This is a genomic window from Thalassovita litoralis, from assembly GCF_900182725.1.
Lineage (GTDB): Bacteria > Pseudomonadota > Alphaproteobacteria > Rhodobacterales > Rhodobacteraceae > Thalassobius > Thalassobius litoralis.
On the sequence record NZ_FXTO01000031.1, the window covers coordinates 1 to 16391 of the forward strand.

The 16391-nt window shown below is 58.9% G+C and carries 21 protein-coding genes and 1 pseudogene; 14 read left to right on the plus strand and 8 right to left on the minus strand.

Translation table 11 applies throughout. The annotated features are described in order from the left end of the window. Positions 1–198: pseudogene (locus FN828_RS16510) on the minus strand (hypothetical protein); the annotation flags it as partial. Positions 199–808: 610 nt separating this feature from the next. Here FN828_RS16510 and FN828_RS16520 point away from each other — a divergent pair. The 11 genes from FN828_RS16520 to FN828_RS16560 all read left to right on the plus strand — a co-directional run bounded on the left by FN828_RS16520 (position 809) and on the right by FN828_RS16560 (position 6112). After that, complete coding sequence (locus FN828_RS16520; protein ID WP_142494524.1) at positions 809–1132, plus strand: hypothetical protein; 324 nt, start codon at positions 809–811, stop codon at positions 1130–1132. A gap of 87 nt (positions 1133–1219) precedes the next feature. Further along, positions 1220–1636 (plus strand): HIRAN domain-containing protein, encoded by a 417-nt coding sequence (locus FN828_RS16525; protein WP_142494525.1) that lies wholly within the window; start codon positions 1220–1222, stop codon positions 1634–1636. A 186-nt stretch (positions 1637–1822) separates the two neighbouring features. After that, positions 1823–2161, plus strand: a complete 339-nt coding sequence (locus FN828_RS16530; protein ID WP_142494526.1) for a hypothetical protein — start codon at positions 1823–1825, stop codon at positions 2159–2161. Continuing rightward, entirely contained in the window at positions 2158–3096 is a 939-nt protein-coding gene (locus tag FN828_RS16535; RefSeq protein ID WP_142494527.1) for a leucine-rich repeat domain-containing protein, read from the plus strand. Before FN828_RS16530 ends, FN828_RS16535 begins: the two co-directional genes overlap by 4 nt. Further along, positions 3093–3260, plus strand: a complete 168-nt coding sequence (locus tag FN828_RS20645; protein ID WP_185959069.1) for a hypothetical protein — start codon at positions 3093–3095, stop codon at positions 3258–3260. The genes FN828_RS16535 and FN828_RS20645 overlap by 4 nt, the downstream gene beginning before the upstream one ends. Beyond that, positions 3260–3628, plus strand: a complete 369-nt coding sequence (locus tag FN828_RS16540; protein ID WP_142494528.1) for a hypothetical protein — start codon at positions 3260–3262, stop codon at positions 3626–3628. Before FN828_RS20645 ends, FN828_RS16540 begins: the two co-directional genes overlap by 1 nt. Positions 3629–3762: 134 nt before the next feature. Next, positions 3763–4017, plus strand: a complete 255-nt coding sequence (locus tag FN828_RS16545; RefSeq protein WP_142494529.1) for an Acb2/Tad1 domain-containing protein — start codon at positions 3763–3765, stop codon at positions 4015–4017. Positions 4018–4031: 14 nt separating this feature from the next. Then, positions 4032–4283 (plus strand): hypothetical protein, encoded by a 252-nt coding sequence (locus FN828_RS16550; protein ID WP_142494530.1) that lies wholly within the window; start codon positions 4032–4034, stop codon positions 4281–4283. Then, positions 4280–4606, plus strand: a complete 327-nt coding sequence (locus FN828_RS16555) for a hypothetical protein (protein WP_142494531.1) — start codon at positions 4280–4282, stop codon at positions 4604–4606. The genes FN828_RS16550 and FN828_RS16555 overlap by 4 nt, the downstream gene beginning before the upstream one ends. Continuing rightward, positions 4603–4770 carry a hypothetical protein gene (locus FN828_RS20650; protein ID WP_185959070.1) on the plus strand — a complete coding sequence of 56 codons (168 nt, stop codon included), beginning with the start codon at positions 4603–4605 and terminating at the stop codon, positions 4768–4770. The genes FN828_RS16555 and FN828_RS20650 overlap by 4 nt, the downstream gene beginning before the upstream one ends. A gap of 238 nt (positions 4771–5008) precedes the next feature. Further along, positions 5009–6112, plus strand: coding sequence for a tyrosine-type recombinase/integrase (locus FN828_RS16560; RefSeq protein ID WP_235891512.1), 1104 nt, complete (start codon positions 5009–5011; stop codon positions 6110–6112). A 169-nt stretch (positions 6113–6281) separates the two neighbouring features. Here the strand turns inward: FN828_RS16560 and FN828_RS16565 are convergent, their stop codons facing one another. Continuing rightward, entirely contained in the window at positions 6282–6800 is a 519-nt protein-coding gene (locus FN828_RS16565; protein ID WP_142494532.1) for a hypothetical protein, read from the minus strand. Positions 6801–6876: 76 nt separating this feature from the next. Here FN828_RS16565 and FN828_RS16570 point away from each other — a divergent pair, with 76 nt between their 5' ends. Further along, positions 6877–7881, plus strand: coding sequence for an NUDIX hydrolase (locus FN828_RS16570; RefSeq protein WP_142494533.1), 1005 nt, complete (start codon positions 6877–6879; stop codon positions 7879–7881). Positions 7882–8075: 194 nt separating this feature from the next. On the opposite strand, the gene FN828_RS16575 is transcribed toward FN828_RS16570, so the two are convergent. Further along, positions 8076–8489 (minus strand): VOC family protein, encoded by a 414-nt coding sequence (locus FN828_RS16575; RefSeq protein WP_142494534.1) that lies wholly within the window; start codon positions 8487–8489, stop codon positions 8076–8078. Positions 8490–8593: 104 nt separating this feature from the next. Between FN828_RS16575 and FN828_RS16580 the strand changes: the two genes are divergently transcribed. Continuing rightward, complete coding sequence (locus FN828_RS16580) at positions 8594–9877, plus strand: O-acetylhomoserine aminocarboxypropyltransferase/cysteine synthase family protein (RefSeq protein WP_142494535.1); 1284 nt, start codon at positions 8594–8596, stop codon at positions 9875–9877. 69 nt (positions 9878–9946) lie between these two features. Here FN828_RS16580 and FN828_RS16585 read toward each other — a convergent pair whose 3' ends face one another. The 4 genes from FN828_RS16585 to FN828_RS16600 all read right to left on the minus strand — a co-directional run bounded on the left by FN828_RS16585 (position 9947) and on the right by FN828_RS16600 (position 13546). After that, positions 9947–10243 (minus strand): cupin domain-containing protein, encoded by a 297-nt coding sequence (locus FN828_RS16585; RefSeq protein ID WP_142494536.1) that lies wholly within the window; start codon positions 10241–10243, stop codon positions 9947–9949. 110 nt (positions 10244–10353) lie between these two features. Further along, positions 10354–10806, minus strand: a complete 453-nt coding sequence (locus tag FN828_RS16590; RefSeq protein ID WP_142494537.1) for a DUF6173 family protein — start codon at positions 10804–10806, stop codon at positions 10354–10356. Positions 10807–10811: 5 nt separating this feature from the next. After that, positions 10812–11855 (minus strand): MBL fold metallo-hydrolase, encoded by a 1044-nt coding sequence (locus tag FN828_RS16595; protein ID WP_235891513.1) that lies wholly within the window; start codon positions 11853–11855, stop codon positions 10812–10814. Then, the gene (locus tag FN828_RS16600) at positions 11852–13546 is read right to left on the minus strand and encodes an acyl-CoA dehydrogenase (RefSeq protein ID WP_142494538.1); all 1695 of its coding nucleotides are present in this window, start codon (positions 13544–13546) and stop codon (positions 11852–11854) included. The genes FN828_RS16595 and FN828_RS16600 overlap by 4 nt, the downstream gene beginning before the upstream one ends. Before the next feature lie 119 nt (positions 13547–13665). Here FN828_RS16600 and FN828_RS16605 point away from each other — a divergent pair, with 119 nt between their 5' ends. After that, on the plus strand, positions 13666–14616 hold the full coding sequence (locus FN828_RS16605) for an L-threonylcarbamoyladenylate synthase (RefSeq protein ID WP_142494539.1): 951 nt from the start codon (positions 13666–13668) through the stop codon (positions 14614–14616). 111 nt (positions 14617–14727) lie between these two features. Here FN828_RS16605 and FN828_RS16610 read toward each other — a convergent pair whose 3' ends face one another. Further along, positions 14728–16314: a bifunctional metallophosphatase/5'-nucleotidase gene (locus FN828_RS16610; RefSeq protein WP_142494540.1), complete on the minus strand. Its 1587-nt coding sequence runs from the start codon at positions 16312–16314 to the stop codon at positions 14728–14730. Between the last annotated feature and the right edge of the window lie 77 nt (positions 16315–16391).

The window sequence follows — 16391 nt, forward strand, 5'->3', positions numbered from 1 at the left end:
CAATGGTTCGATGCGACCCAGCCTGTCCAGATAATTGACCCCCAGACCACCGGGGCGCTGGTCGGTCACTTCGGTGCCGTAAGACAGTGTTGATACGGACACGCCCAGATCGGCAGAACAGCATTCCAGCCCGCCCGCAGCCCGATAGGCCGCGCTGACAGCAGACTGGATGGAGGCAGGGCGTACAGCGCGGGTCATGAAAACACCCCTGCTGATTCCGCGATCGTGCCGGACCAGAACTCGATCATGCGGTCGGAGCCCGCAATCGAAGGGGGTACAGGACCAGCTATCTGAATTTTTGCCCCGGGCGAAATTTCAGATAGCCATATCCCCAGATCATGCCCGCGCACTTGGCATGTACCTGATCGACCTAGCGAAGCGAGCGCTTGCTCCTGATTAGGGTGGCGATCTTGGTGTGCGGTCATGAAAACACCCCCGCTGATTTCACAGGACAAACTGAATGGTGTGGGCCAGAATTCATGGCGGAGAATGAGGAGACCGTCATGCTGCATCGCCCCCGCAATCTGAGGTATCGCTTGCGCATTTACAGGCAATCCACTCAAGGAGGCGCTCGGCGGTACGCATTGAGCATGTACCCCCCGACTTCAGCCTTGAATATAAACGACTATTCCCAACCGCCCTCTCCGTTATCGTTGAGGGAGAAAGCGTCAGTGCCTGCGCACATTGCTCAATTTTTCCTATGAGTTCTCTTTCCGACATGCCCCCACATATGGACTATTGTCCACATCTGTCAATAGACAATTGTCTACTGTCGGGCAGGTTGCAGCGGCGATACACTGCAACCACCATGGAAAAGACCTTCAGATCAGCCTTTTTAGCGCACCTCGAAAAATCCGGGGAGAGTGTAGCCAACATCTCGCGTAAGTCTGGAGTATCGAAATATCAATTGGATAAGCTAAAGCAACGAGAGGGTGCCAAAACTAACGTCGAAGACGCAATCAAGGTTGCGGCGGCATTCGGCCTCAGTCTCGACGCCTTCCTCGATGAGCCGCAGGCTTCAAGCCAAGCTGAGATTGTTTCATTATACAATCAACTATCCTCTGCGGAGCAGGAGATGATACTAGCCGCCGCACGAGCTCTTGCCGAGCGCGGGAGTCAGGGCAACGATTGATGTCGCGCAGACACTCAATCAAATGGCGATTTATGGCATCTTCATTCGACTCTGGCATTTGGGAACATTACATGAACAGGGGCAGCCATGCCATTTCTTTTTTGGGGCCGATATAAGCCTATTAGTAAACACAACCCCCGCAAATACCAAGTTATCGAAGGCAACGGCAGCTTTACGCAGGACGTCGTGGGGGAGAGTCGCTTCCAGAATAACTTGTACAAGATTTGCGGCGGAAAAACGCGAGATGGGCATCGTAAGGTATGCGTGGCCTGCCTGCTGCCAGAACCTAAAAACCGGCACGATGCTAACGCGATTGCCGTATACATCGAGAACAGAAGAGTTGGCTACATACCCATCGAAGACTCATGCAGGGCTTCAGAGTTCCTGAATCACAAGCCCGCTACCGCCTATGCGATAATATTGGGCGGCTGGCGCAGATCATTTTTCAACAGAGGGCATTTCGGCGTCAAGCTGGACATCGACCTAGGCAACAATGACAGTTAGCTCTAGGCCTGAAGCTGCCCCCTTGCCAAGCTGGCAACTAAGATTCGCATCACGCTGACCATACCAACAATGGACTATTGTCCATTATTGCCTTGACATGGACAATAGTCCAATATTATCCATCTCCCATCACACCCGCCGAAGACGCGCCAGCAGATCGCGGGACAACCAGATGGGAGAACCACCTTGTCAAACGAACGGACATCCCTGCATCTGACCGACGCCTGCCCGGCATCGGTCATCCTTCACCCGGGCAACATGCCCGTGGAAACCATCCAGACAGCATGGGACGCGCTCAAACGCGAGCGCGGTCAAAGCTGCAACTGGGATCGCCTTCACTCCCTGCCCTCGCACCACCAGATCACTGCGCAATCCGAAATCTCCAGTGAGGATACTGTGCAGACGATCCTTGATCGCTGCGCCGGACGCGCCGCCAGTATCCGCCAGCAGGCTGCTGCCCGCTTCCAATCCCGCCAAGCGCGACGTCCTGCGGGCTACGCTTCAACTGGGGGGGATGCGGCATGAAACCGATCAAACCAACCTTGGCTGAACTGTCCGACATCATGCGCCGCAATGGTGGCTCTCTCTACCTGCGCGGCACAGCTATCACCGCCCTGCCGGATGGCCTTAGCGTCGGTGGCTATCTCGACCTGAGCGGCACAGCTATCACCGCCCTGCCGGATGGCCTCAGCGTCGGTGGCTCTCTCTACCTGAGCGGCACAGCTATCACCGCCCTGCCGGATGGCCTTAGCGTCTGTGGCTATCTCGACCTGCGCGGCACAGCTATCACCGCCCTGCCGGATGGCCTCAGCGTCGGTGGCTCTCTCTGCCTGAGCGGCACAGCTATCACCGCCCTGCCGGATGGCCTTAGCGTCGGTGGCTATCTCGACCTGAGCGGCACAGCTATCACCGCCCTGCCGGATGGCCTCAGCGTCGGTGGCTCTCTCTACCTGAGCGGCACAGCTATCACCGCCCTGCCGGATGGCCTCAGCGTCGGTGGCTCTCTCGACCTGCGCGGCACAGCTATCACCGCCCTGCCGGATGGCCTCAGCGTCGGTGGCTCTCTCTGCCTGAGCGGCACAGCTATCACCGCCCTGCCGGATGGCCTTAGCGTCGGTGGCTATCTCGACCTGAGCGGCACAGCTATCACCGCCCTGCCGGATGGCCTCAGCGTCGGTGACTCTCTCGACCTGCGCGGCACAGCTATCACCGCCCTGCCGGATGGCCTCAGCGTCGGTGACTCTCTCGACCTACGCGGCACGGCTATCCCGGTGATCTATCGGGACGAGCGCGACTACGAACTGCGCCGTATCATGTGCGGATCGGAAGAATGGTGGGTGGCCGGGTGCCGCAAGTTCACCAGCCGCGCCGGTGCGTTGGCGCATTGGGGAGCAGACGATTACCCGGATCGGGTGCGCGGTGCGGCGTTTTGTGCAGCTATCAATGGGGTGGCGGCATGAGCATGTTTGAACACCTCAACCGCCCACAAATTCGCCGCGACCGGCTGCGCGATCTGTCTGCGCGTATTCTGCCCGGTCTGGGTGCGTTCCTTCTCATCATCGCAGCGCTCTATCTGGCCTTTCTGTTCGGCCAGTTTCACGGCGCCATGCAGCGGGTGTGGTGATGAGCCTGCATTCCCATTTCGACCGCCGTGCCGTGTTTCCGGCGTCCTTGAAGGGCAAAAGCCCCGAGGCGCGGGTGGATGCCTTTGCGAACGAGGTGCTGGAAACCGGCGGCGTGTGGACCACCCCACCGGGTGACTATGACCCGGACAGCCGCGCCCTGTTCGAGATCCACCTGCACGGCATCACCGCCACCGGCTGGACCAAAAGCAGCGCGATCAGCACTTGGGTTACGATGGCCCATGTCAAAGCGGCATCAGCCTGCCCCCGCTGTGGCGGGCGCGGCGTCATTCATTGGCACCCCCATTGGGACAACGGCCATGAACCCTGCCCTGATTGCATAGGTTCAAACCAGAAGGCGGCAGGCTGATGGGGGCATTCTTCAATCGGATAACCGGCGGTTGCCTGAGCGCCGGTCAACTGGCCGGTGGTGGACTGCTCGCCGCCACCGGCTTCTTTGAAGCCACCCCACGCTAACCCAAAGCAACGAAAGGAAAGACCCAAATGACACAGATCGACAGCGCCAGCGACGACCGAACCACGAACAACGCCGTGCGCCACAAGTACCGCACCCTGACCGATGCTGAAAAAATCCAGATGCAGGACATCAAGGATATGGGCGCGACCTTCATCGCCAAACTGCACGAAATCGGTGGCACAGACAGCACATCAGATCGCTTTGCCTCACGCGATCTGAGCCTTGCAAACACCCACGTCGAAGACGCGGTCATGCGCGCCGTGCGCCACATCACCAGCTAATCGAAGGAAACCCAATGACCGAAGCAAAGCAAGACATGCACGCAACGCACGCCATCTCCGCCGTAACGGTGAATCATGAGGCGCACGGACCGACCGTCCTGTTATGTCTATTAAAGGAAACTGGCGAAATCTCCGGCGACATCATACTCCCCGCACCGCCACATTATGCCCGCCAAGTCGCCCAATACATAATCGATGCAGCGGATCGCGCAGAAGCCGGGCAATTCGACATACCGACCCGCGTGGTCGCAGGCGGTGGAGTATGACCAAAGCTCGCGCCATCACAGCGAGAAACTCAGTAGCCCAGCAAATGCGGCAGGTCTGGATCGATGCCAAGCTGTGCATCGGTGACGGCACGATCAACCGATCCGATCTGGTCGTGGCGTTTGACATATCGATACAGCAGGCCTCGCACGACCTGACCGCATACCGCGCATCCAACCCAAAGGCCGTGGACTATGACCTGTCCACCAAATGCTACCGCCGCCACAAGGGCGGCAAACCAGCCTACCCGCAACACCTGCGCCTGTCTGTGACCAACGCGGTGCGGGCGCTGCGGATATTCAATGAGATGGAGGAAAGCGTATGACTGAGAGGTACGGTCGCCGCAAAATTTCAAAGATGCTGAAAGAGTGGAACCGCCTACGTGAAGCTGTTCGCGGGGGCGACATCGAGCGCATTCAAGATGCCTTTGACGATTGTGAAGAGTGGGTTGATTTCGCGTTTGGTAAAAGCGGAGGTGGCGATGAGTGACAGCAACCTGTCCCGCGTGATTGCGCACCACTATCTCAGAGCGGATCGAAATGCCTAAAGCCACCGTCACGAAAGCATCCATAGCCAGAGCAATCGAAGCGACAAAGTCGTGCGGCCTGCCTGTATCTGGCGTGGAAATCTCCGCTGACGGCACAATCAGGGTGCTCACAGAAGCACGGCAGCCAATCGATACAGTTGCCACTACAACCCGAATCGATAGACCATCAGGCCCCAAACAATGGCGGACATGACGGAAGCGGATATGCGTGTGAGGTTGCCAGGCCTTCTAAAGGAACGCCACAGAAACGGCACTATACGATGGCGCGTGCGTGTAGATGGCGATAAGCGCAAGCGCATAGCCATTCCAGTGGGCACAGATCATCCTGACTTTTTGAATCATTACTATGCCGGACGTGCGGGGCGGGAGTGGCAGCTAGGCACGGAAACCGAAGTTGAAAGGTCTCTCGATTGGCTCATCCGACGGTATCTGGATTACTTATCCAAGATGGTGGAGGCAGGCCAAATGTCGGACGCCACGCTCCGCCAAAGGCGCAGTGTTCTCGCCAGGCTGTGCGATCACCTAGATGAAGATGGTACCCGATATGGTGATTGCGACATGGATGCGCCGCCTGCGGCATTCATCACCATCAGGGACGCATGGGCTGATCGTCCGGGGGCGGCTGACAACCTGATCAAGACCATCAGGGCGGTATATGAATGGTCAATTGAGCGCGGCGAAATCGCTCATAATCCAGCCGCAGGGATTGCTGCGATTAATAAGCGCCCGAAGGGTGGTGCTACCCCCTGGACGCCCGACGATCTGCTAAGGTTCAGGGAGGTACACCCCAAAGGCAGCACCCCATACCTGTGGCTAACCCTGCAGGCATTCACAGCTTGCCGAATTGGTGATGCAATTTGGTTGGGCCGCAGCAACGAAAAACTCCACAACGGGCGCATATACCTTGAGTGGCAACCCCGTAAGAAAGGGTCTGCTCCCGTGAGCATACCAATGCTGGAACCGCTATATGAGGCAACTAGATCGGCGACTGTAGTAGGGCCAGCATACATTCTCACGCAGCGCGGAACCCCATACAAAACAGCGGAGAGCCTTCGCAATCAGGTACGAAAGTGGTGTGACGCCGCCGACCTGAAAGACAAGAGCTCTCATGGGATCCGCAAAGCTATGGCTGGCCTCATGGCTGAGGCTGGATGCAGCCAGCACCAGATCATGGCCGTCATGGCGCACACCCAGGCGAAGACGTCAGAAATTTACACAAAAGGCGCTGAGAGGCGTTTGCTGGCGGCTGATGGTATCGCAGCGCTCACCAAGCTGAAGTGGTGAGCTAAAAATGCAGCCACCTGTGAACGAAAGGTGTCCCGCAGCCACAAAATGCGGGACACCTTTGCTAATAAAATAAGGCAATTTTGCCTTGAATTTGATTCCAGGGTCGCCCACCACTTTCCCCCTCATAATTCCACCTGAACCATGCGGAAAACAGTGGTGTGACGCCTCACGGTATCAATACCTGATTGCGTTGGTAGCTGACGAAATCCACGCTGGTGTCATCCAGAAAAACCTCGACATCCACGGTTTGCACGGATTTGGGCGGCAATCCCATGATCGGCATCGCCTCGTCATCCAGAAAAACATTGGGCTGGGCCATGTCCATATGGCAGGGCGGCATCGGGTAAACCTGCATCGGGCCGCCATTCACCGAATAGCGGATCGCGGACAAGCCGCAGCGCCACGACAACAGTTGCGTGAAATAAATGATGTCCTGCCCGTCATATTCCCGCACGGCGATCCACTGACCTTTGGTCGCGGTCAGAATCGGTTTGATTTCGGCAGCGGTGGTGAATTTTCCGGTTGGGGTTTGATCTTCGGCTGCGGGCCGAGGATCGGGCGCGGTTTGAACCGGGGCCGCAGGCGTGGCGGCTGCGGCCTGAACCGGGGCTTGTCCCCCAGACGATCCCAGCCCGCCCACGCTGCCCGCCGCAGCGGCGATTCCGAACAAGAGCCATTCCAACATCGGCCAATTCCTTTGCTTTCAAATCACCTGTCGATAGCCCATACTGCCCTAAAAACGTGGGCGGGCTGATACGAGTATGACAACAGAGCAAGTAAAAAGCCAATCTTTCAACATCGTGATCGTCGGACAGGCAAATCGCCTGCAATACGAGGCGATATTATTCGCCGCCTCCTTGCGTCACACAAACCCCGATTTTCAGGGACGCCTGATTGTGGCCACCCCCAAGGACAGCCCGCTTTGGACCAATTCGCCGACACTGCGCAATAAGGCCGTCATTCGCACGCTAGAGGAGCTGGGGGCCGAAATTTTACCTTTTGACACCCCAGAATTTGGCGAAGGCTACCCAAACGGCAACAAGATTCAGGCGCTTTTAGCCTTGCCCGAAGGCGAACCCTTCGTGTTTTTCGATACAGATACGCTAGTGCTGGACGATCTGTCCCGCGTGCCGTTTGATTTCGACCGCCCCGGCGCGTCGCAAAAGGTCGAAGGAACATGGCCGAAGATCGAACTTTATGGTCCCGGTTATACGCAAACCTGGAAATCGCTATATGATAAATTCGAACTGGATTTTGAAACTTCGCTGGATATGAACCAGCCGGATGAGTTCTGGAAACGCTACCTGTATTTCAACGCGGGCTTTTTTTTCTACAAATGCCCCCGTCAGTTCGGGGAACGGTTCCTGCATTATGCCACGGAAATCCGCGATAACCCGCCCGAGGAACTGATCTGCCAGCCGCTGTGGCCGTGGCTGGACCAAATCGCCCTGCCGCTAGTGATCCACAGTTTCGGTGGTGGGCGTGATGTACTGCCCGCCGGACTGATCGACGGCGATGTGACGTGCCACTATCGTTTGTTTCCGCTGCTTTACGCCCGCGAAAGCGACCGCGTGATTGATCTGCTGGAAACCGTGACCGCCCCGAATGAAATCAAGAAAGTCCTGAAACAATACGATCCGATCAAGTTCATGGTCTACCACGCGCGCGGCCAAAAGGTCCGTGATCTGTTTGACCAGTCCGACCTGCCCCGCAAGGAACAGGCGATCCGCAACCGGATCAAGAAAAACGGCTTCTGGATGCGCTGACGGCCTGCCCTGATTTTGGGGGCGTTGCCCCCGGTCGCCTGCGGCACCCACCCCCAGAGTATTTGCGATCAGAAAGAAGCAACTTGATTTCTTTCTGATGTTAAGCACTCCGGGGTTTGGGGCAGCGCCCCAAGACCCGAGGCGCGGGCCGAAGGTCCGTAACGAGGCATCAGGAGCGCCGCAGGCGCACCTTTTTACACCGCGAAGACCTGATCGAAATCGGCGAAACCTTTGACCTCGATCGGGTTGCCGGACGGATCGCGGAAAAACATGGTCCATTGTTCACCCGGCTGCCCCTGAAACCGGACCGAGGGCGGAATGACGAAATCGACCCCGGCGGCTTCTAATCGGTGGGCCAGTTGTTTCCAGTGTGGCAGTTCCAGCACCACGCCCAGATGCGGCATTGGCACCATATGATCGCCCACCTTGCCCGTGGCTGCCGTAGCAAAGGGTTCGCCCAGATGCAGGCTGATCTGATGCCCAAAGAAATCGAAATCCACCCAAGTGTCGGTGCTGCGCCCTTCTTTCGCGCCCAACAGGCCGGAATAAAATTCCCGCGTCTGATCCAGATCCCGAACATTATAAGCCAGATGAAAGGCGGATCGCATATCTTGTTCCCTCGCGTCGCTTAGCCGTTGTAGGCCACCATCGGATGCCCTATCCCTTTTGGCAATACCGCATGAAACGGATTGCATTGCAGGAGGAGACCCCCATGACAGACGCCCCCAGCTACGGCTTTGACACGCTGCAAATTCACGCTGGCGCCCGCCCCGATCCGGCAACCGGCGCCCGCCAGACACCGATTTACCAGACCACGGCCTATGTGTTCCGCGACGCCGATCACGCAGCCGCTTTGTTCAACCTGCAAGAGGTGGGTTACATCTATTCCCGCCTGACCAACCCCACCGTCGCCGTGCTGCAAGAACGCATTGCCACGCTGGAGGGCGGTGTTGGCGCAGTTTGCTGTTCGTCCGGTCACGCTGCGCAATTGATGGCGCTGTTTCCGTTGATGGCACCGGGCCGGAACGTGGTGGTGTCCACACGCTTGTATGGTGGCTCGATCACCCAGTTCAGCCAGACGATCAAGCGCTTTGGCTGGTCCGCCAAGTTTGTCGATTTCGACGACACCGCCGCCATTGCCGCCGCGATTGATGACGACACCCGCGCCGTGTTCTGTGAATCGGTGGCCAACCCCGGCGGTGTTGTGACGGACATTCCTGCCGTGGCGAAGGTGGCCAGCGATGCAGGCCTGCCGCTGATCGTGGACAACACCAGCGCCACGCCCTATCTGTGCAACCCGATTGCGCTGGGGGCCACGTTGGTCGTGCATTCGATGACCAAATACCTGACCGGCAATGGCACTGTCACCGGCGGCGTTGTGGTGGATTCGGGGAATTTCGACTGGTCGGCCAGCGATAAATTCCCGTCGCTGTCGCAACCGGAACCCGCCTATCACGGGCTGAAATTCCACGAAACCTTTGGTCCGCTGGCGTTTACCTTCCACGGGATTGCCGTGGGGCTGCGTGATTTGGGTATGACGCTGAACCCGCAGGCTGCGCATTACACGCTGATGGGGATCGAAACCCTGTCGCTGCGGATGGAACGCCATTGCCAAAACGCGCAGACGATTGCTGAATGGCTGGAAGCCGACGACCGGATTGAAAAAGTCACCTATGCGGGCCTGCCCTCGTCCCCCTATCACGAGCGGGCCAAGGCGCTGTTCCCCAAAGGCACCGGCGGATTGTTCACCGTGGCGCTGAAGGGCGGTTATGACGCCTGTGTGGAACTGGTGGGCAAGCTGGAGCTGTTCAGCCATGTCGCCAATCTGGGCGATACGCGGTCGCTGATCATTCACCCCGCCTCGACCACCCACCGCCAGTTGACCGAAGAACAGCAAATCGCCGCCGGGGCCGGTCCGAATATCGTGCGGATTTCCATCGGGATCGAAAATGCCGAGGATCTGATCCGCGATCTGGATCAGGCCTTGCCGCGCTGATCCCTATACATGCCGAAAAGGAAACGGCGCGGGGGCAACCCTGCGCCGTTTCTGCATTCCCCAGCCAGATCAGCGTTTCATTTCAATCTCAACAAAGGACAACATCCCCGGACCGGCGTTTTTCACGTCATGTTGCACGCCTTTGGGCCGCAGGTAGCTGTCGCCAGGCTTCACCGGCTTTTCGGTGATTTCACCGTCCACTTCGTAGGCCATGATGGAATCCGTCAGGATCACAACGGCATAATCCATTTCATGTTCGTGCCAGCCCGTTGTGGCACCCGGTTCAAAATCCCAGCGGGTGACTTTGGTCCGGTCGTCTTCGGCCAGAACAGTGGCAGTAGCGGCAGCGGTGGACGGAAAAGGCATAGGACGCTCCTTGGTAATCGCATACCAAGGCAGCCTATCAGTAGGTCGGGAATTGTCACCCCGGATTTGACCGGGCCACCCCGCATTCCACAGAGCGGCCCAAGTCAGGATCAGCTTTTGTTCAAATCTTGCGCCAGACGGAATCCGATCCGGCTGGGCGCTTCCTGTGCCGGTTGTTTGGGCAACGCACGCAGGATCACGCCAAGTTGGCTGACATGCTGAATAAGCTGGGTTTTCGTGCCGTTTTCATCGCTGCCATAAAAGGTCACGATGTCCGGGTCGAAATACCCCATGCCTTCGATCCGTAACACCCCGGCATCGCCCCCGGCAAAGCCCATTGCGACCTCGTGTTCATTATCCAGTTGCTGTTCAAAGTTCTGGATATACAGGATCAGCCGCTCATAGGCCCATTCGGCGGGGCTTTTTTGCTTTACCGGCTTTGCGGTCACTTCAGCAGGCACATCCGTCACGGCCCGCGCTTGCGGGTCGGCGTGAACCTCGTGGCGGCGGGGCAGCGCATCGTCTTCGTGGGCTTCCGCCGAGGTGCTGATTTTTCCGTCCATCGCGCTTACTCCTTCATCTGCCAGACCCATGCGCCGTCGTCGCGCAGGGTGCGGGTGATTTCACCCTCATGATACAGATGATTTAGGTGCGCGACAGCCTCGACCAAGGCTAAACCATAGGTGCCAAAGTCGATTGTGCGTTTGAATAGGGGCGGGAAACAGTCTGCCGCAGTGCGGGGTTCGGTCAGGTGTTTACGCAGGCGACGCAACCCACCGTGGTGATTTTCGATCAACTGGTGCATCCGCGTGGGCAGTCCGGTAAAGGGCAGCTTATGCCCGCCCAGCACCAGATGATCCTCGCGCGCAAGGGGCTGCAAGCGGGTGCAGCTTTCCAGCCAGTCGGCCAGCGGATCGGCGTCTGGCTCCGTGGCATGAACGCCAATATTGGGGCTGATCGAGGGCAGGATTTGATCCCCGGCCAGCACCAGATTGTCGGTTTGGCTCCACATCGTCAGATGTTCGGGGGCGTGGCCATTGCCGATATGTATATCCCAGTCGCGGCCACCCGCGCGGATCACATCGCCCTGTTGCACCCGTGTATATCCAACAGGCAAAGGATGAGAGATATCGGCGAAATTAAATGGCCGGTCCTGAATGCGTTTCTGATACACGTCCTCGGCCATTCCAGCGCGGCGCCAGAAGGTTTTCACCTGATCCGTGACCTTGTGTTCCACATCCAGAATCAGCATCCGCGCCATCAGAAACGCGGTGCGGGTGGTCCATAATTCCGCGCCCTGTGCAACGAACCAGCCCGCCATGCCAACGTGATCGGGGTGGTGGTGGGTCAGGATAAGCCGCCCCACCGGCTTGCCAAATAACGGCCCGGCCAGCACCTGTTCCCAGATCGCCAGTGTACGTTTGGAATACACACCCGCGTCGATCAGGGTCCAGCTATCGCCATCATCCAGCGCGTACAGGTTGACGTGATCCAACGCCATCGGCAGCGGAAAGCGCAGCCAAAGCACGCCTTCGGCCACTTCGATCGCTTCGCCCGCTGCCGGGGGCGTATCCCACGGGTAGCGCAGCCCCGCCCCCCTTGCGGGGGTCACGCGCACAGCTCCTCGTTGGTGATGTCATACAGATCCGCAGATCCGGCGCGAGCGTGTTCCAGCAGCCCGCCGAATTGCGGCAACAGACGGTTCACATAGAACCGCGCCAGCTTGGTCCGGGTGCCTTTGCCGCCTTCGGCCATTGCGGCCTTCAGATGATAATGCCCGCCCAAAACCCGGCCAAAGGCGGTCAGGAACGGCACACAGCCCGCGAAACGTTCGTTCATGTCGGACTGGGCCACCATCCATTCCACCGCTTCACGCAGGGTTTCAGTGGCCTGCCATACGGGTTCCGCCAATTCGGGCAACACCAAACGCGCCTGTTCGGCGTGGGCTTCGATTTCATCCAGCAACGCAAAGGCCGCGTCGCCGCCATCCATCATCTTGCGGCCCACAAGGTCCATCGCCTGAATGCCATTGGTGCCTTCGTAGATCGCGGTAATGCGCACATCGCGGCTGAACTGTGCCGCGCCGGTTTCTTCGATAAAGCCCATGCCGCCATGCACCTGCACACCCAATTCCGCCACGGCAATACCGACATCGGTGGAAAATGCCTTGGAAATCGGGGTCAGCAGCGCCGCGCGGGCCTTGCACTGATCTTCGTTGGTGGCGGTGGACATATCAATCGCAACCGAGCAATCCAGCACCAGCGCCCGTGCGGCAAAGGTATCTGCCTTCATGGTCAGCAGCATCCGGCGCACATCGGCGTGGTTGATGATGGTTCCCATCTGTTCGCGTTCCTGCGCATAGGCCAGTGCGTGCTGATACGCCCCTTCGGCAATCCCCACGCCCTGCGTGCCCACACCCAGACGCGCGTTGTTCATCATGGTGAACATGGCGGCCATGCCTTTGTGTTCCTTGCCCACAAGCCAGCCTTTCGCCCCGTCGAACTGCATCACGCAGGTCGGGCTGCCGTGAATGCCCAGCTTATGTTCCAGACTAACCACGCCCAGCGAATTACGTTCGCCCAAGCTGCCATCCGCGTTCGGCAGGAATTTTGGCACCATGAACAGGCTGATACCCTTGGTCCCCGGCACACCATCGGGCAGACGCGCCAGCACCAGATGGCAGACATTGCCGCCAAAATCGTGATCGCCCCAGGTGATAAAGATTTTCTGCCCGCTGACCGAATAGGTGCCGTCGCCATTAGGTTCGGCCTTGGATTTCAGCGCGCCCACATCGGAACCGGCGCCCGGTTCGGTCAGGTTCATGGTGCCGGTCCATTCGCCGCTGATCAGGCGCGGCAGGTACATTTCCTTTAGCTCGTCGCTGGCGTGGTGTTCCAGGGCTTCGATCTGGCCTTGGGTCAGCAACGGACACAGACCCAGCGCCATGCAAGTTCCTGCGACCATTTCGTTAAAGGCCGTGTTCATCGCAATCGGCAGCCCCATGCCGCCGTGTTCCTGCGATGCGGACACCGCCAGCCAGCCACCTTCGGCCATAGACCGGAACGCCTCGGCATACCCCGGCGAGGTCCGCACGATACCATTTTCCAATACCGCGCTGGTCAGGTCGCCATTGCGCTGCACCGGATACAGGACTTCTTCGGCCATGCGGCCCAGTTCGGTCAGGATGGCATCGGTCATATCCGGGGTCGCATCGGCGAACCGTTCGGTCCCGGCGACCTTGGCCATGTCGACCACATTTTCGAAAATGAAACGATAATCTTCGACGGGGGCACGATACGGCATTTTTGTCTCCTCCTGACGGGACGGGTTGGAATTCTGCTTTGGCGCAGATATTCAAATTCTGAGGCCGAGGAAATATCCATCAGCCCAGTTCCATCAACCAAAACGCCGCGTCATTGCCCATGCCACAGCATCAGACCCTACGACTTTCCCCCGATGCCGATGGCATTAACCGCTGCTCGGAAATTCTTTCCGCAGGCGGGTTGATCGCGCTGCCCACGGAAACCGTTTACGGGCTGGGGGCGGATGCCCGCAATGATCACGCCGTTGCCCGGATTTTCGATGCCAAGGGACGCCCCCGGTTCAATCCGCTGATCGTGCATGTGGCCTCGGCTGATGTGGCACGGCGCTATGTGGAATGGACGGATACGGCGGACCGGCTGGCCCGCGCGTTCTGGCCCGGTGCGCTGACGCTGGTGCTGCCAATCCGCCCCGATGCCGGGCTGTCGCCACTGGTGACGGCGGATTTACCCACTCTGGCCGTGCGCGTTCCGGCCCACCCGGTAGCGCAGGCGCTGCTGACGGCGTTCGATGGCCCCGTGGCGGCACCGTCGGCCAACCCGTCAGGTAAAATCAGCCCCACCACCGCCACCCATGTCATGCAAGGCCTGTCTGGCCGGATCGAGGCGGTGCTGGATGGCGGGGCCTGCCCAGTGGGTGTGGAATCCACCATCGTTGGCCTGTCAGGCACCCCCACGCTGCTACGCCCCGGCGGTGTCGCCACCGAGGAGATTGAGGCCGTGCTGGGCCAGCCCCTTGCCCGCCGCAACGATGCCGACCCGCTGACCGCGCCGGGGCAAATGCTGTCGCATTACGCACCGGGGGCCAAAGTGCGCCTGAACGCCACCGACATCGCGCCGGGGGAAATGCTGCTGGGGTTTGGCCCGGTCGACTGTGCGCTGAACCTGTCCGAACGCGGCGATCTGGTCGAAGCGGCGGCGAACCTGTTTCACCATCTGCACGCACTGGATGCGATGGGACCACAGGGCATTGCCGTCAGCCCAATCCCGATGCACGGACTGGGCGCAGCGATTAATGACCGCCTGACCCGCGCCGCCGCTCCGCGCGACTGATCCCGCCCCCCGCCAGCCGGGCATCGGCGGCCGATGTCACGCAATGGATATTTGAACCAAGAAAGAGCCGAATGGGCGCGCCAGACCTGATCTGGCGCGCCTATTTGGCGGTTATTTCACGGAAATCCGCCCATCCAGATACGGCGTATAGGGCGAATGCTGCGCCAGATATTCGGCGGTCACATCGGCCAGATCGGGGCCGAAATCATAGGCATTCATCCCTTCGGAGCCGAATATTTTATACCCATCGCCGCCATTGCGGACATAGTTGTTCGTGACCACGCCATAGATGCGATCCAGTTCAATGTCCGACCATGCGCCATCGACCATGACCTGCACTGACACCACCCGCGCCCCGGCAGCCGCCGCTGGATCGTAGACCAGTTTCATCCCTGCGATCTGCGGGAAGCGGCCTGCGCCATCCTCGATCTGGCTCAGACCGTTTTCCAGTGCAGCGACGATCGTCGCCCCCTTGGCCTGAAAGGTCGACAAGGTGTTCTGGAACGGCAGCACGGTCAGGACCTCGCCCATTGTGACCGGCCCCTTGTCAATGGATGCCCGCAGACCGCCCCCATTCTGAATAGCGATCTGGATACCCTGATCCCGAACCCGCGCGAGGGTGGCATCCGCAACCAGATTGCCCATCGTGCATTCCCCCGCCCGACACGCCCCGCGCTCGCCATCAATCGCTTCGGCAGTTTCCGCCACAACCTTGTTGCGGATTTCATCCAGCGGTTTGGCCAGTTCGGAAATCCGGTCCTTGGTCGCGCCATCCTCGGCCACGGCGGCATCCATGATCAGCGGCTCACCTGTCGCGTGGATCAGCTTGCCCGCATCGTCGAAGGTGACGTTCAGTTCACCCAGAAATTTGCCATAGGCATAGGCCGACACAATCGCGGTATCCCCCACCATCGTGGGATAGGGGCCTTCGGCGCGGTCGCTGGTATTGGACAAATAGGTGTTGGTATGACCGCCCACGATTACATCCACGCCCGTGGTTTCCGCCGCCACGCGTTTGTCCACGTTATAGCCGGAATGGGACAGCACGATGATCTTGGTCACGCCTGCGGCAGTCAGCTTGTCCACTTCTTGCTGCACGGCCCCGACCGGATCGGTGAAAATCACGTTCGGCCCCGGACTGGCCAATTCGCCGGTATCATGCGGGGTCAGGCCGATCAGGCCCAGCTTTTCACCACCCCGCTCAATCACCGTGGATTTCAGCAGCTTGTCTTTTAGCGCCACTTCGCCGGAGACATCCGCATTGGACATCAGCACCGGAAAAGAAACCGCATCCATGAAACCACGCAACACGGCGGGACCGTCGTCGAATTCATGGTTGCCCACGGTCATCGCATCATAGCCCAGCTTATTCATGAATTCAGCGGCCATCTTCCCCTTGTAATAGGTGTAAAACAGCGTCCCCTGAAACTGATCGCCACCATCCACCAGAATAGCATTATTTGACCGCTTTCGGGCCTCTGAAATCGCTGTCACCAACCGCGCAGTGCCGCCAAAACACTTGCCTTCGGTGTTATCGGTCGCGGAACAACCGCTGTCATATTTGCTGATTGGTTCAAACCGGGCATGAAAATCATTGGTGTGCAAAATAGTCAGGGAATAATCGGCGGTAGCCAGACCGGCAGACAGCGCAAGCGCGCCGCCCATCAAGCCAAGCCCGCCCAGCATACGGACAAACATGGGGAACCTCTCTGTTCGGCGTTGTTATGGTCAAAGCCTGCACCCGAATCCCGTGTGCTGTCAAAACTCTTGTCGCC